Below are 13,714 nucleotides of genomic sequence, written 5' to 3' on the forward strand. Positions count from 1 at the left end.
ATTGGCTTTGCGACCGCGCCCTCGAACGCAATTGGCGCCGACGCGCGCTCTCACCCAGCCATCACGCATGCGCAGGTTTTAGCGTGGTCGCCTTCTTGCGAAGCGGCAGGTCGGCCGACCGACTTACGTGTGAACCTGCGCCATTCAGGCAAACTTGACGTTTGGAAATCGATGCAAATCATCGCGCCCGGATGCAGATCAAGGCATGGCACACTTGATAATCGTCGTTGGCAGCGGGAGTCTGATGCGTGGGCTTGAGACTTGATGCATTCGCACACCGTCGCTCGTTGGAGGGTTTGGGACGCTGATGACTGCCGTTGTCCATTTCAAGATCGTACAACTTGACGTTAGGGGCGTTTCAACCCTCTCCAGGATTTTCTTGCGTGAATTTTTCCTGACACGTCCTCCCATCTGGCGGCGACAAGCCGACGTGGGCGGCAGAGTGCGGAGATTCACAGCGAGCTAGAAGAATTTGATAGTTCGATATCAGGACCGTCGGCATTCCGCCTGCGAGCGCGATATCTGCAGGTAAGTGATGGCCCAATCTTCCCGTTCACGTACGATCCTCGCCATACCCCCAGATGGAGGTACCGAGCTTCTCCGCCGTGCCGGCGAGATCCGCCTGGAGGCTCATGCCTGGAAAGTGTACGCCCTCGTCGCACATGACTGCCGGCATCACGTCGTTGCGCTTGAATGGAGCGGCCTTGGTCGAGTCCGGCTCGAAGGCAATCTGAGCGACCTTGCGATTGCTGACCCTTTAGCAACGATCAGTTCCATACCTTTCGGCGAGTCGCCGTGAAGCAGAACATGTCGTCCTGCTTTGGCTAGGGTCTGTTTGGATTCATCTTGAATTTGTCACGGCGGCGGTGAGATTGATCATTGCTTCGAAGCTGAGGTCAGTTTTGTCGGCTCGCATGGCGATCCGCTTGAATTCCTTGAGCTTGCAGAAGAGGTTTTCGATCAGGTGCCGCCATTTGTACATTTCCTTGTCGATGGCGAGAGGATTTGCGCGCCGCGGGTGCTGGGAGATGACAACCTTGGCGCCGCGTGCGTCGAGGTCGGCGATGATTGCGTTACTGTCGAACGCCTTGTCTGCAATCAGCGCATCGAAGGCCAGCCCTTCGATCAGCGGCGGGACACCGACCGTGTCAAAGCGCTGCCCAGGCAGCAGCACGAAGCGCACGAGATTGCCGAGCGCGTCGGTCAGTGCCAGGATTTTGGTGGTCATTCCACCTTTCGAGCGGCCGATGGCCTGGTTTTGCGTCCCCCTTTTGCGCCCTGTCCGTGGCGGTGGACTTTGACGATGGTAGCATCGACCATAGAGCTGGCTCCGGAAATCTGGACAGGGCGGTAAGTGGAGTTTCTGCCTGACGGCGGACAAGATTGTCCCGCGAATCAGGAGAGACGATGAGCAGACGAGCCCGCCGGCAACACGCACCGGCATTCAAGGCCAAGGTGGCGTTAGCGGCGATCAAGGGCGAGATGACGCTGGCCCAGCTGGCTGAGCATTTCGACGTGCACCCGAACCAGATCACGCAGTGGAAGTCCCAGCTTCAGGAGGCGGCGGCCGAGGTGTTTGGTCCTGGCGGTGGCAACAGAACGAGCGAGTCCGCGGTAGACGTGAAAACGCTGCACGCCAAGATCGGGGAGCTGACGCTTGAGAACGATTCCTAAGAAACAGCATCGCCGACGTTCGGCTCCAAGGGCTGGAGAACGAAGCCGAATGCCTTGGCACGCCGATGCAAATTGTTGACCACTCGCGTCCGGTAGCGCGTCTCGTAGGACGAGGCCCCGGGATCGACATAGTCCATTCCGTATCGCACAGCATTGTAGAACAGAACTGCGATCTTGCGGGCCGTGGCGGTCACTGCCTTGGCCTTACCGATGCGCGATGAAAGTCGCCTGTAAAAGGCGCCGAGCGCAGTATTGGTGCGTCCGACGGTGACGGCAGCAAGGCGCAGAAGCGCCGCCGCCCGGCCGCCGGATCGGCGCGTTCGGGACGAGAGCCTTTTGCCGCCGGAGACCTTGTTGCTCGGCGCCAGTCCTAGCCAGGAGGTAAAATGCTTTGCACTTGGCCACGAGGAGAGGTCGTCACCGCATTCAGCGATCAGCTTCAGCGAGAGGTAAGGACCGAGGCCGTCGATCGTGGTGATGTCTTTTCCCAGCAACGCGAATAGCGCCTCGCGGACGTCGAAAGCTAGAGCGTTCGCCTGATCGGTTCGATTCCGACGCAGCGAGGCCGGCGGTGCTGGTCCATGACCACGACCGCGATGGTTGCTCAGTTCCTTCAACACGGCTTCGATCCGGGCGTCGCAGGCAGATGCCTTCTCGTGGTAGGTGTCGTAAAGCGCAAGTGCCTGCTCGAGCGCAAACAGATGCTCGGCGCGGTAGCTCCCGGTGAGCGCCTTCGCAATCGTCTCGGCACTGGAGTGGCAACTGTAATGGCGCAAGCACGCCAGCGCCTCGGGATCGCGCTCGCCGGCAAGGATCGCGCGTATGATACGCAGGCCGGTCGCGCCGGTGATGTCGGCGACGACGTGGTGGAGCTGAAGATTCATCTCCGTCAAGGCCTTCTGCATATGCTGGATGTGTGAGGCCGCGTACTCCAGCAGACGCTCGCGCTGACGCACGTAGGCTCGCAGCTCGGCAATCTGCCCTTTGGGCTGAAAGCTGGCCCGCAGCAACCCGAATGAATGGAGCCGCTGCAGCCATTGCGCATCGCTGACATCGGTCTTACGCCCCGGCACGTGCTTGGCATCCCGCGCGTTGACAAGAAACACCGTAAATCCCCGGGCATCGAGAAGCTCGAAAATTGGAATCCAGTAGACGCTGGTCGATTCCATGACGACGGTCTCGACGCCGCATTCCGTAAACCAGTCGACCAGCCGATGCAGATCGGCCGTGAAGGTACCGAAACTGTGGACTGGCTCCGGTGCGCGATCTGCCCTAACGGCCGCCATATGCATGGTGGCGCCAACGTCGATGGCAGCCGCGTTCGGGTGCACCATCGGCATCTTACCGCCGTCCTTCGACTTCGATCTTTTGGGATTCATCTGTAGTTCCTCCTGACTCCGGCGGAAGGGCTGGGCTGCGCAATTCATTCAAATTCCTAAACGGGATCGCCGAGATGGCGTCACCACTCTCAAGTGCGCAACAGCCCATGGACCAGGTTTTTTGACGGGGTCACGTGCCACCAAAATCGTATCGGCCGCTCCCTTCCGGCCGCAGTCTAGCGGTTGCCCGTTTCTATCCCACAGGGGGCGCGCAGCGTCGCGCATAGTTTTTTAGAAGGCGCGCTCAGCAAAGCCGGCCTGCTGAGCGCAAAGCGATGATCGACCGTGAGCACGACCTGCCGATCACCAAACAGGCGGAAGTTTTGAAGATCAGCCGTGGCAGTATCTATTATCTACCACGTCCGGTGTCGCCCGCCGACCTCGCGATCATGCAGCGGCTTGACCGGCTGCACCTGGAGTTTCCTTTCGCCGGTTCGCGAATGTTGCGAGACCTGCTGGCTGCCGAGGGGTGCAAGATCGGCCGCCGGCATGTCAAAACGCTGATGCGGCGGATGGGGATAGAGGCGCTCTATCGCCGGCCGCGTACCACCAAGCCCGAACCCGGGCACAAGATCTATCCGTATCTGCTGCGCGGGATGGAGATCACACGCCCGAACCAGGTCTGGGCGATGGACATCACCTACATCCCGATGGCGCGCGGCTTCGTCTATCTCGCGGTGGTGCTGGACTGGTTCAGCCGCCGGGTGCTGTCGTGGCGCGTCTCGATCACTATGGAAGCCGCATTCTGCGTCGAGACGCTGGAGGACGCTCTCGCTCGCCATGGCAAGCCGGACATCTTCAATACCGACCAAGGCTCGCAGTTCACGGGCGCCGCGTTCACCGGCGTGCTCGCCAGTCATGGCATCGCCATCAGCATGGACGGTCGGGGCGCCTGGCGCGACAACGTGTTCGTCGAGCGTCTGTGGCGCAGCATCAAATACGAAGAGGTCTATCTGCGCGCCTACGACACCGTGTCCGACGCCCGCGCCTCGATCGGCCGATACCTCGCCTTTTACAATGGCCGGCGTCCCCACTCGAGCCTTGACGGCGGCACCCCCGATCAAGCTTACTTCAGCCCGCTGCCGTTCCGCGCGGCAGCCTAACTCTGGCAGAAACTCCACTTATCGACGCGGAATTGCTGTTCAGACAACCGGGGCCAGCTCTCATGACATATTCCATGTCCGGCTCGTCTGAAACCGCATCAAACATGCGCTTCCAGACGCCCGCCTTCGCCCAGTCGCGAAAGCGCGAGTACGCAGTTATCCAGTTGCCGAAGGCGCGCGGAAGATCGCTCCACGGACTGCCGTGCGGGCAATCCACAGCACGGCTTCGACAAACAGCCGGTTGTTATTGCCGCTCCGGCCGGGATCGCTAGGCTTGCCAAGACACAGCGGCTCCATCTTCGCCCATTGGGCGTCAGTCAAAACGAATCGGTCCATCCCAAGCTTGAATCACAGCCAAGCCAGGATGAGAATCTTGAGGGTTCTGTGAGGTCGCGCTCACGCGAGGGCGCGGCAGGCGCTTATGACGCGACCTCATTGAAGCCGGATTGAACGAAGGCGCGGGAGGCTATGCGCGGTTTTGCAGCTATGGGGATTGTTCGAGATCGCAATGCCCGATCTGCTGGCTCGGCGCGAGAGGCAGAGAAACGGGATGTGCGCATCGGGGAAGAGTTGAGATCAGACGCGCTTCGCCGGAGATCGCGATAGGCTTTTTGCTGCATCGGACGGTTGTTGTGGCGCGGTGTGACAGCACGGATTCGACATCGTCCGCGATGATCGAGACGCTGGGAGCGAAATGACGAATGATGATCGTCGTGCACGGCATGACTTGGCTCACGATGTGTCGCATCGGAACGGTGATGTTCGAGGGCTGGGGCGTCTGAAGCTATGTCGAAAGCGCTCAATGATGCGCATGACGCCACCACAATCGGGACAGGCAGGAGCCTCGGCCCAGGTTTGAGCTTCCGAATCCACAGGCGACGGCTCGCCATCGTTTGGCGCTGTCCGCTCACGATCGAGAAGTTTGCAGCAAAGGGCGAGTTTGGCAGCGCGATGGCCGTTGGCCATGAAGCCGAAGTGGCGGATGCGATGGAAGCCATCGAAGAGCCGCGCCGCGCTTACCACCGCCTATGCGGCCGGGCTCAGGGCCTCGGAGGTTGCGGGACTGCGGATCGAAGACATCGACAGCGCCCGCGGCGTCATCCAGGTGGTGTTGGCCTATCTCGGCCGCTACACCCATCGCGTCGCCATCGCCAACAGCCGCGCACAGACGATCTGGTTCAGCGCCGGCCATGATATGCCGGTCGAGACCAGATGCACCTGGAAGGCGCGGACGTCTTCCAACTCTAACCGGTCAGGTGATCGGCCAAAATAGCGGCTGAACTTCGAACCGCGCTGATGTAGGATCGCTGCGTCGCCGGCGACAGATTGCGGGCGGTCATGTCTTCGATCATGCGGCGGCGAAGAGGGCTCAAATCGGCCATCTCGATACTCCTGTCTGAGGGGGTGGGCTCCAACCCCCACATCCTTCAGCCAGGAGGCGATCTACGCCACCTTGCCCCTTACGCCGCGGCAGCGGCTCGTTCAATCCTAATAAAAAGCCAAATTCTAACAATCTGTTCGCGGTAGGGACACCCATCACTGGGCGCCCCCCGCGCAGATCCCGGCGAGCCCAATTAAGGCACCGGGCTCCTACCTCGGGTGTTTGACGGCGAAGCGCAGCTTCGGCCATGGATGAAGGATGCGAGCCTTGGGGAGCCAGTCATCGGTGATCTGCGTTATGCGATCCCAGGTCAGACAGGTCCGCTGACTGCGCCGCCGAAGCGTCCGCCTCCAGAGATCGGTCAGATAGAACCGAAACGCATTGAGCGCTCGGCCATTCGTCGGGACAGCAAAGTACGCAAAGTGGCCGGTCAAGACCTGCCTCAGCCATTTCCCTTGTGCAGGGATCGGCCAGTGCATTCGGCGCCTTAGCTCCTCCTTGATTTCGCGGAGTTTGGTTCGCAAGCGGTCGCTACGGGTCTTCCGTTGAAGCTGGAAGCGCCCTTGGCGTGATTTGCCGCAGATAAACGTGAACCCCATGAACGCAAAGGTTTCCGGCTTTCCGAGTCCGCGCTGCTTGCGTTGAGCCGCCGCATGGCGACCAAACTCAATCAGGCGGGTCTTGGCCGGGTGGAGCGTCAGCTCGAACTCCTCCAGTCTCGCGCGCATCGCGTCAGGAAACGACGTGCGTCATCCTCGCGCTCAAAGCCGACTACTACATCGTCCGCGTAACGCACGATGATCATGCCGCCGGAGACCTCGCGCTGTCGCCAGCGTTTGGCCCACAGGTCGAGAGCGTAGTGCAGGTAGATGTTGCCGAGAAGCGGTGAAATCACCGAACCTTGACCCGTTCCCCTGTCATCAGCGGCTACGACGCCGTCTTCGAGAACACCCGCCTTCAGCCATTTCTGAATGAGGCGGATGATGCGCTTGTCGCCGATCCTATGTTCCAAGAAGCGAACCAGCCAAGGTTGACTGACTGCGCCAAAGAAGTTTTGGATGTCGGCGTCAACGATCCAGTTCACGTGCCGCGTCTCGATCGCTGTGCAGAGCGCGTCCAACGCATCATGTGGTCCTCTGCCGGGCCGAAACCCGTAGGAAAAGCCACAGAAGTCTCCTTCGTAGATGGCGTTGAGCACGATGACGGTGGCGCCCTGGACGATTTGCAATCCGCTCCTCCCGCCCGGGCGGGAGTCGAAAACTCCGGCTGGAAGCCGGAGTTTTCTTTGTGCTATTATAGGCACCAGCTCTCGTAAACCGCCGCCAGTACAGTGCACCTCACGGCTTGAGCCGAATTGGCTTGGGCTTCGTTCCGTCCAAGGCTCGATCGTAAGCCGCAGGTGTCGGTTGGTCTGCGCTCCTGCTCCACCTCAAATGGATTGGTAGAGATCTCACGTCACATGAAGTCTCCATCCGAGTCGGATTCTGATGAAGGTTCATCATCGCTCGACGCTTTGGAGAGATACATCGAAGAATTGGTTGCGCGCTGCCATTCACCATCCCTATATCTCCACTGGCTGGACTGGGTGGGATCAAGTACCATATCATCGGGATCCACATGAACGAAGCCCAGTTGTTCTGCACGGGCTCTCGCTTCGTCATTGGCAGGACGCCAGTTCACTAGCGGCCGTTCGCCGTCTTGCCGTAGTTGGTGCTCGAGCAGAATATCGCCGGCGTTACCGACGAGCGGATGTGCAACCTGAAAATCCACGATTGATGTGACATCAGTCCGTCCGGGAAACAGTTCTCGCCACCGCTGGCTGGTGAACTCAGTCGCCATAGGAAATCCGGCTTCCGTTCTTTGGAGGCCGACGCTCGTATTTCCTAGTTGGTAGCTGTAATATCGCGCGGCATCGGAATCCCTTCGGATCGCGAAACTTCTGGCGGTATCCGCGGTGCGATTAGCTCTTTCGGATACAAATTCTGAGTATTCCTGCGGATTGTTGGCGATACGATCGATTTCTTCACCATGAAAGCTCCTCACCCGCTCCCGGAATTCGGCCCGGTTGATCTCAATAACGGGAGGTCTTGAGTTGAGGTAATAACTCGGCTGCGAGGATGAGCTGGCACCCGAGTCCTGCAATCCCATTCTACGGAACGCGTCCGCAAAATCGTCGGCATTCCTGTGCTCCGGGGAGCTAGCGTAATGATACTCATCGTAGGATGGAACATGCGACGTATTGTTAACTCGATCGTCCATGACGACCACACTCCTATGGCGATTGCATTGTGTTTCAGGTCGTTAGACCGGACTCCGCAGATAAGCAGCTTAGCTGTCCGTAAGCTGACGCCGAGAAATTAACGGAAAACTAGGTGTTTGGCCCCGGCATTTCTGCAGCGGATTGAGTTTGAATCGTTCCGGCTTGGAAGTTCAATCCTGAATCCAAACAGACCCTAGTCCACGTCGAGCCGATTCCAGATAAGTGGCACGTGTGCCTCTGTGAGCGCGATCGTTCGGCTGGCAGCATCTCTCGGTTCTGCACGCCGCTTGGCGGAGAAAAAGTCTCACGGATCAATCATCGCCGCGGTGAGCGTGCCGTGGCTGACGGAGCGCAAGTACCTCGGTCATTCGGCTGTTGGCGGCTGGTCCCGCTGCATACGTTGAGGCGCCCGACCCGGACATCATCATGAGGCGCTACGCGACCTCGGAAAGAACCATGACCCCAGCTGGCATCAAAGGTTCAACTATAGACCGGTCCGATGCCTGACTAACCATCATACCTCAGCCGCGCCGGCGCCGTGGCTCCATCGGCACGAGCGCTACCGTCGTGCCGTTGGCGAGATCAAAAGGAAAGCTTGACAACAAACCGCAATTAAAAGTTTTTCTTGAACAATCAACGGCGCCGAGCGCCCTGCGAGACAATTTCCAGCCGGGAAATCTTCGAGACAGGGCTGTGGCTAAGACGATGTCTTCACTCGCGATCATAAATCGCAAGCGGTCTTCGCCGTCGAAACCGTCTTCCAAGAAACTTCATCAAAGATGAGGAGGCGCTGGAGCCCGTTCCGCGACATTGGGAGGCCATCCAGCACGTGCGTGAAAAACGTCTCAGCGCGGATCGGCAAAGCTGATGTGCGACAAAATTTCTATGGCCATAGAGGGCGGCCCGCGAGCCGCCCTACCGCGCCAGTAGCCAGCGCTGCTGAAAATTACCGCTGATGTCCGAGTCCGATTCCGAGATTTAAGGCCTTCTGGCGTAGCGCACCGACACTGCGTTTGGTCATTTTTGCTATTTTTATGACCGGGGTCCGAGCCTTCGAGTGGACTTTGAGCTCTTTGATATCTGCCTTCGTCCACTCGCGCCGCTTAACGCGATTCTTGGTTGCTTTTTTCACGATGAATGTTCCTTTTGAGAGGAGCGGCTTGTAACATAGTTTTTTCTGAGCGACACCGCAAAAAAGAGGCAATCATAGGAACTCGCGCCAGGATATAAGCTCGGTCATGTTTTCCGAAGACAAGGAGTCTGGACTAGTGCAGCTGTGGAATTGTAAACTTCGTACAGACGCCGTGTTGAGAGGCTTCTTGAATGCGGCCCCCAATCGACGCCTTTCTATTCGAAGCTGAGCACGTAAACGAACATGTTCTGGAATGAGCGAGCCAAGCGCGATGAACCTGAACAGCTCCAACTCGGGGCAATCGACTCAAGGAAAAGCTCCAATACTTATCCTGAGGAAGCCGCAGCGCCGTGCGGCCGCTTTTCAAAAGAAACCTTGCTCCTTAACCCTAATGAAGGGAGATACCCGTTGCCGTCGACGCGGTAAGCAAGGTTCTCGACGGCATCCTGCCCAGAGTGTTTCGAAGAATGGATCAGCGTAGATCGCCGCGTTGGCTACGCGTGTGACGAGGTCTCAACTGCCGCCTTCGACCTATTTGAGATCAAACTACGTCGATGGTAACCGCGCTGTTGGACATCTTGGCGAATGAGATCGCTCACTGAGCGCACCGCCCGCTTCTTTCGCTTCCAATTGCCGTCCAATCCCGCGGGGATCGCAAAGCCTCGCGGAACGACCAAAAGATCGTGTCTTCCGTTCAAATAAATATCGAACATGCCGTCCCTCGTTTGACACGAGCGTAGATCGCCGGCTCATCCATTTGGTGACATCGAAGCAACAGTCGTTTAAAGACTCTACGCGAGTTTTTTCCGGATTTCGCCCGCACTTGAGCGTGCATACCGCAGAGCGCACCACGATATCGAGTGCACCAAAGGAACACAGAGCGGAGGCTCTGGCCCGCATTGGCGCGAACAGGCTGTAACAAGCGCCGCAGGGCCTAACCGGTGTCCATCAGTGACGCCGCTCTGGCGGGGCTGAGACGGCAGAATGTAGTCACCAAGGCGTCGGCCCCGATTCCGCGACCACCATCGCCGGTACGAAGCCCGTTGATGGGCGGCATCGTGAGCGTCACGAGAGGATCACTGGCGCCTGGGCTTGACTTGCGCGGAATGCTCTGGATAGCGCGGTCTGGATGATTGACGCTGCCGGCGCGCGGTGATGGGGTGATCCCGGTTCGGAGCGGGCAACGGGGATCAGAATGACCAGCGAATCGCAGCTGCGCGAGAAGCTTCGGAAGATCGAGGCGTTGTTCGCGGGTGCCGGAACTGCCGGTGAGCGCCTTGCGGCGGAAGCTGCGCTACAGCGGGTGCGTGCCCGGGTCGCGGAGCTCGCTCGCCACGATCCGCCGATCGAGCAGCAATTCTCACTTCCTGACCAATGGTCGCGGCACCTGTTTTTGGCGCTTTGCCGCCGGTACGGGCTGCGGCCGTTTCGTTATCACCGCCAACGACGCAACACGGTGGTGATCCGTGCGTCCCGAGGCTTCGTCGACAAAGTTCTGTTGCCGGAGTTCACCGAGCTGGAGAGGGCGTTGCAAGTTTATCTGCACGAGATGACGCTGCGCGTGATCCGCGAGGAGATCTATGACGACACCAGCGATGCGCAGGAAGTTCCAGAGTCCTTGCCGTCGAACTGATCAGGCGGCGAGCTTTGCCAGCGAACTGTCGCGCTCGGCCTTCCAATTCCACGGCAACAGCATGTGCAGCTGATTGATCTTTGTACGTCCGGAGACGATGCGCTCGAGAACATCGGTCAGATAGTGTCGCGGGTCGATGTCTTGCAGCTTTGCCGTGTTGATGAGCGAGGCGAGAATGGCCCATGTTTCGGCGCCGCCTTCACTGCCGGCGAACAAGTAGTTCTTCTTTCCCAGGCCTATCGGCTTGATGCTGCGCTCGACCGTATTGCTGTCTATTTCAATGCGTCCGTCATCGATGAAGCGCGTCAGGCCGTCCCAATGGTTGAGGGTGTAGCGGATGGCTTTGCCCAGACCGGACTTCTTCGAGACTTCCAGCAGTCGCGCCTCGAGCCAGGGTTTGAAGTCCTCGATCAGCGGCCTGGTGTCGGTTTGCCGCACCGCAGCCCGATGCGCCGCCGGCAGACCGCGGATGCGATCCTCAATGGCGTAGAACATCGCGATCCGTTGCAGCGCTTCCGCGGCAATCGGCGACTTCGTCGCGACGTGAACGTCCCAGAACTTCCGCCGCGCATGCGCGAAGCAGAACGCCAGCAGCACCAGACGGCCGCCGTTCTTGATCAGGCCCTTGTAGGCGGCATAGCCGTCGACCTGCAGGATGCCCTGGTAATCCCCGAACAGCTGCTTGGCGCGGATCGCCTTGCGATCCTCGGCAAACATGTAGACCACCGCCGGCGGCGCGGGGCCGCCCCACGGACGGTCATCGGTGGCGATCGCCCAGAACTGGCAGACTTTGGTTCTGCCACGGCCGGGATCGAGAACCGGCAGTGGCGTCTCGTCGGCAAACAGCCGCGGGTAGGACATCACTGTGTCGCGCAACAGCGTGTGAAGCGGCTTCAGCCACCAGGCGGCGCGGCCCATCCATGAGGCCAGCGTCTGCCGGTCAAGCGTGATGCCTTGCGCGGCGAACATCTGTTCCTGCCGATACAGCGGCAGCTGGTAGCCGTATTTCATCACCGCGATGTGGGCCAGCAAGGCTTCCGTCACCATCCCGCCGTCGATCGCCTGGGCCGGCGCCGGTGCCTGCAGCACACCCTGGCGGCATCCCCGGCAGCCGTAGCGCGGACGCACAATGCGCTTGACCTGGTACTGCATCGGAATGACGTCGAAGGCTTCCTTGACGGTCTCCCCGATCTTGTGCAGCCGCTCGCCGCAGCAGGGGCAGATGTGGCTCTCGATATCGATCACGACGTCGATGCGCGGCAAATGCTCCGGAAGCCTCCCCCGGTTGCGTCGCGCCGGTCGCTTGCTACGGCCTTCCGCTCCATCAGGCAGCCTGCCTCCGGTCCCGTCGTCGTTGGCGGCGGCACCTGCCGCCTGCGCCGTGATGGTGAAGAGAGACAGCTGTCCGGGATCCAGTGTCTCGGAGCGGGGACCAAAGATCGTGCGCTTGTACTGGGACAGGATCATCAGGAGCTTGTCGTTCTCCTGGACTGCAGCATCGCGTTGGGCGATCGCCACATCACGCTCGGCCGCCAGCGTGCTGCATTCCGCCGACACCACGGCAAGCCGTGACGACAGTGCCGTCACGGCTTGCTGGAGCAATGCTCGATCGGAAGGCAAATCAATCATGCAGCGCGTTCTACTACAGCTCTGCATGAATGACGAACTACTCTTGATGATGATCAACCAGCTCGTGTTGGTTGATCCACAACCCGCATCGGCACACGCTTCCAGTCCGAGCCGTCGAGCAGCACCGAGAGCTGAGCATGAGATAGCGGCATGACGCCTTCCTTGATCGGAGGCCAGCTGAACTGCCCTTCGATTCTCTTGTAGTAGAGAACAAGGCCACTTCCGTCCCAGGTCAGGATCTTCACGCGATCTCGGCGCTTGGATCGAAACACCCACAGCCCGCCGTCGAACGGATCGGCTCCAAACGCCTCGCTTACCAGCATCGCCAGCGAGTCCATGCCGCGACGGAAATCGACCGGCTGCGTCGCGATCCAGATCGATAACCCAGCGCGGGGCCCGATCATCGGCCGACCGTCCCGACTGCCGCAAGCACCTCGCAGAGTGCTCGCCGGTCGACCGTTCCCATGACACGGATGCGAACTGCGCCGACCTCGATCTCAATCGCTCCCTGCTCCTCGCATAGCGGCAATTTGCCTCCACAGTCGGTGATTGCGACCGGCACAAAGCCTGATGGCATGCCTCCATGCTCCTCGAGCTTCGCCCGCGTTGTCTGACGACGCCAAAGAAACAACAGGCTCGGGCTGATGTCGTGTCGCCGCGCCACCCCGGAAGCGCTTGCACCCGGCGCAAAACTCTCCGCGACAATCGCCGCTTTCGCATCGGTCGACCAGCGCCGTCGTCGGCCGGTCCCCGTGATGATCTCGACGCGCCGCAGCGTGTCGGAGCCGTCCTCAAGGATAGGCGTATGCCTATCCTTATCGCCATCCTTACAACTCGCTCTTGACATGGTGACCTCGTGACAAACCTCTCCACGAGATCTTCCTAGCCGACTAGATCAACCCTCAGTGCGTGGTCGCCAGATGACGCTCACGCGGCATCCTTCGGCTCGGGACGAAACGACCGTCGCCATCGCAGCAGCAATGAGCGCGAAACGCCATATCGCCGCGACCTGACGCGGCGCCTGTAAGCTCTCCAGAACCATCTTGAGCTTCTCGTCCTCGGACCAGCGCCGCCGTCGGCCTGTGTCCACTACTTCGAGCCGTTCGACTTGGGCACCGCGCCTATCACGGAGGGGTGGACACCCCCTCACAGCTTCCCTGGGCAAGGTGGCGGGTGCATGATTCGAAAAGGATGTTCCCATGTCAGGAGTTGGTACAATTGAATTGGATCTTGCGAAATACGTGTTTCAGGTACATGGCTCGGGTGTTTCAGCAGCCGTGATCTTCCGCAAGCAGCTGCGACGAGATAAGGTACTTAAGTTTTTTGCCACCCAGTCGGCCTCTACGGTTGCCATGGAAGCCTTGGCGAGCAGCCATCATTGGGGCGAGAGATCGCAAAATTGGGGCATCAGATTCGCCTCATTGCATTGGCCTTCTTTGAAAGCCGGCTTGCTCAGGAGTCAAGATTTTCGGCGAGGAACTGATTGAACGCGATCAATCGCGAAAGCGCAGCGGGAGGATATC

At 59.6% G+C, this 13,714-nt stretch carries 12 protein-coding genes and 5 pseudogenes; 5 read left to right on the forward strand and 12 right to left on the reverse strand.

Annotated features, from left to right (window positions below; genetic code table 11):
* Positions 1-841: 841 nt before the first annotated feature.
* The gene (locus tag EI171_RS46045; protein ID WP_246740367.1) at positions 842-1,444 is read right to left on the reverse strand and encodes an IS5 family transposase; all 603 of its coding nucleotides are present in this window, start codon (positions 1,442-1,444) and stop codon (positions 842-844) included.
* On the opposite strand from EI171_RS46045, the pseudogene EI171_RS38980 reads away from it, so the two are divergent.
* Positions 1,408-1,668: pseudogene (locus EI171_RS38980) on the forward strand (transposase); the annotation flags it as partial. The gene EI171_RS46045 and the pseudogene EI171_RS38980 overlap by 37 nt on opposite strands.
* 2 nt (positions 1,669-1,670) lie before the next feature.
* Here the strand turns inward: EI171_RS38980 and EI171_RS38985 are convergent.
* Positions 1,671-3,053 carry an IS110 family transposase gene (locus EI171_RS38985; protein ID WP_161533276.1) on the reverse strand — a complete coding sequence of 461 codons (1,383 nt, stop codon included), beginning with the start codon at positions 3,051-3,053 and terminating at the stop codon, positions 1,671-1,673.
* A 227-nt stretch (positions 3,054-3,280) separates the two neighbouring features.
* On the opposite strand from EI171_RS38985, the pseudogene EI171_RS38990 reads away from it, so the two are divergent.
* Positions 3,281-4,156 (forward strand): annotated as a pseudogene (locus tag EI171_RS38990) (IS3-like element ISBj3 family transposase); the annotation flags it as partial.
* On the opposite strand, the pseudogene EI171_RS46050 reads toward EI171_RS38990, so the two are convergent.
* Positions 4,125-4,492: pseudogene (locus EI171_RS46050) on the reverse strand (transposase). The pseudogenes EI171_RS38990 and EI171_RS46050 overlap by 32 nt on opposite strands.
* Before the next feature lie 664 nt (positions 4,493-5,156).
* Between EI171_RS46050 and EI171_RS46055 the strand changes: the two are divergent.
* Positions 5,157-5,264 (forward strand): annotated as a pseudogene (locus EI171_RS46055) (integrase); the annotation flags it as partial.
* A 53-nt stretch (positions 5,265-5,317) separates the two neighbouring features.
* On the opposite strand, the pseudogene EI171_RS46060 reads toward EI171_RS46055, so the two are convergent.
* From EI171_RS46060 to EI171_RS46080, 6 genes and pseudogenes are all read right to left on the reverse strand, one after another.
* Positions 5,318-5,538, reverse strand: a pseudogene (locus EI171_RS46060) (phage integrase N-terminal SAM-like domain-containing protein); the annotation flags it as partial.
* Positions 5,539-5,746: 208 nt separating this feature from the next.
* Positions 5,747-6,265, reverse strand: a complete 519-nt coding sequence (locus tag EI171_RS46065) for a maturase (protein WP_246740368.1) — start codon at positions 6,263-6,265, stop codon at positions 5,747-5,749.
* Positions 6,235-6,765 carry a reverse transcriptase domain-containing protein gene (locus tag EI171_RS46070; protein WP_246740369.1) on the reverse strand — a complete coding sequence of 177 codons (531 nt, stop codon included), beginning with the start codon at positions 6,763-6,765 and terminating at the stop codon, positions 6,235-6,237. Before EI171_RS46070 ends, EI171_RS46065 begins: the two co-directional genes overlap by 31 nt.
* Positions 6,766-6,992: 227 nt before the next feature.
* Positions 6,993-7,796, reverse strand: a complete 804-nt coding sequence (locus EI171_RS46075) for an effector protein NopP (RefSeq protein ID WP_271553145.1) — start codon at positions 7,794-7,796, stop codon at positions 6,993-6,995.
* 522 nt (positions 7,797-8,318) lie between these two features.
* The gene (locus tag EI171_RS39020) at positions 8,319-8,561 is read right to left on the reverse strand and encodes a hypothetical protein (protein ID WP_161536434.1); all 243 of its coding nucleotides are present in this window, start codon (positions 8,559-8,561) and stop codon (positions 8,319-8,321) included.
* 182 nt (positions 8,562-8,743) lie between these two features.
* On the reverse strand, positions 8,744-8,932 hold the full coding sequence (locus EI171_RS46080) for a hypothetical protein (RefSeq protein ID WP_245570233.1): 189 nt from the start codon (positions 8,930-8,932) through the stop codon (positions 8,744-8,746).
* Positions 8,933-10,124: 1,192 nt separating this feature from the next.
* On the opposite strand from EI171_RS46080, the gene EI171_RS39030 reads away from it, so the two are divergent.
* The gene (locus EI171_RS39030) at positions 10,125-10,562 is read left to right on the forward strand and encodes a hypothetical protein (protein WP_060908463.1); all 438 of its coding nucleotides are present in this window, start codon (positions 10,125-10,127) and stop codon (positions 10,560-10,562) included.
* On the opposite strand, the gene EI171_RS39035 is transcribed toward EI171_RS39030, so the two are convergent.
* The 3 genes from EI171_RS39035 to EI171_RS46895 form a co-directional block, all read right to left on the reverse strand.
* Complete coding sequence (locus tag EI171_RS39035; protein ID WP_371740555.1) at positions 10,563-12,149, reverse strand: IS66 family transposase; 1,587 nt, start codon at positions 12,147-12,149, stop codon at positions 10,563-10,565.
* 95 nt (positions 12,150-12,244) lie between these two features.
* On the reverse strand, positions 12,245-12,595 hold the full coding sequence (tnpB, locus tag EI171_RS39040; RefSeq protein ID WP_038379303.1) for an IS66 family insertion sequence element accessory protein TnpB: 351 nt from the start codon (positions 12,593-12,595) through the stop codon (positions 12,245-12,247).
* Positions 12,592-13,038, reverse strand: a complete 447-nt coding sequence (locus EI171_RS46895; protein ID WP_060908461.1) for a transposase — start codon at positions 13,036-13,038, stop codon at positions 12,592-12,594. The genes tnpB and EI171_RS46895 overlap by 4 nt, the downstream gene beginning before the upstream one ends.
* Positions 13,039-13,390: 352 nt before the next feature.
* On the opposite strand from EI171_RS46895, the gene EI171_RS39050 reads away from it, so the two are divergent.
* Positions 13,391-13,678, forward strand: coding sequence for a hypothetical protein (locus tag EI171_RS39050; RefSeq protein ID WP_143279399.1), 288 nt, complete (start codon positions 13,391-13,393; stop codon positions 13,676-13,678).
* The last annotated feature ends 36 nt before the right edge of the window (positions 13,679-13,714 follow it).

Origin of the sequence: Bradyrhizobium sp. LCT2, from assembly GCF_009931255.1 — a bacterium.
Classification (GTDB): Bacteria; Pseudomonadota; Alphaproteobacteria; order Rhizobiales; family Xanthobacteraceae; genus Bradyrhizobium; species Bradyrhizobium diazoefficiens.

Excerpts from the sequence above, each read along its gene's own strand:
- EI171_RS46045 (WP_246740367.1), bottom strand. The coding sequence starts at position 1,444 with ATGCCGGTGCGTGTTGCCGGCGGGCTCGTCTGCTCATCGTCTCTCCTG.
- EI171_RS38985 (WP_161533276.1), bottom strand. The coding sequence starts at position 3,053 with ATGAATCCCAAAAGATCGAAGTCGAAGGACGGCGGTAAGATGCCGATG.
- EI171_RS46065 (WP_246740368.1), bottom strand. The coding sequence starts at position 6,265 with ATGCGCGCGAGACTGGAGGAGTTCGAGCTGACGCTCCACCCGGCCAAG.
- EI171_RS46075 (WP_271553145.1), bottom strand. The coding sequence starts at position 7,796 with ATGGACGATCGAGTTAACAATACGTCGCATGTTCCATCCTACGATGAG.
- EI171_RS39030 (WP_060908463.1), top strand. The coding sequence starts at position 10,125 with ATGACCAGCGAATCGCAGCTGCGCGAGAAGCTTCGGAAGATCGAGGCG.
- tnpB (WP_038379303.1), bottom strand. The coding sequence starts at position 12,595 with ATGATCGGGCCCCGCGCTGGGTTATCGATCTGGATCGCGACGCAGCCG.
- EI171_RS46895 (WP_060908461.1), bottom strand. The coding sequence starts at position 13,038 with ATGTCAAGAGCGAGTTGTAAGGATGGCGATAAGGATAGGCATACGCCT.
- EI171_RS39050 (WP_143279399.1), top strand. The coding sequence starts at position 13,391 with ATGTCAGGAGTTGGTACAATTGAATTGGATCTTGCGAAATACGTGTTT.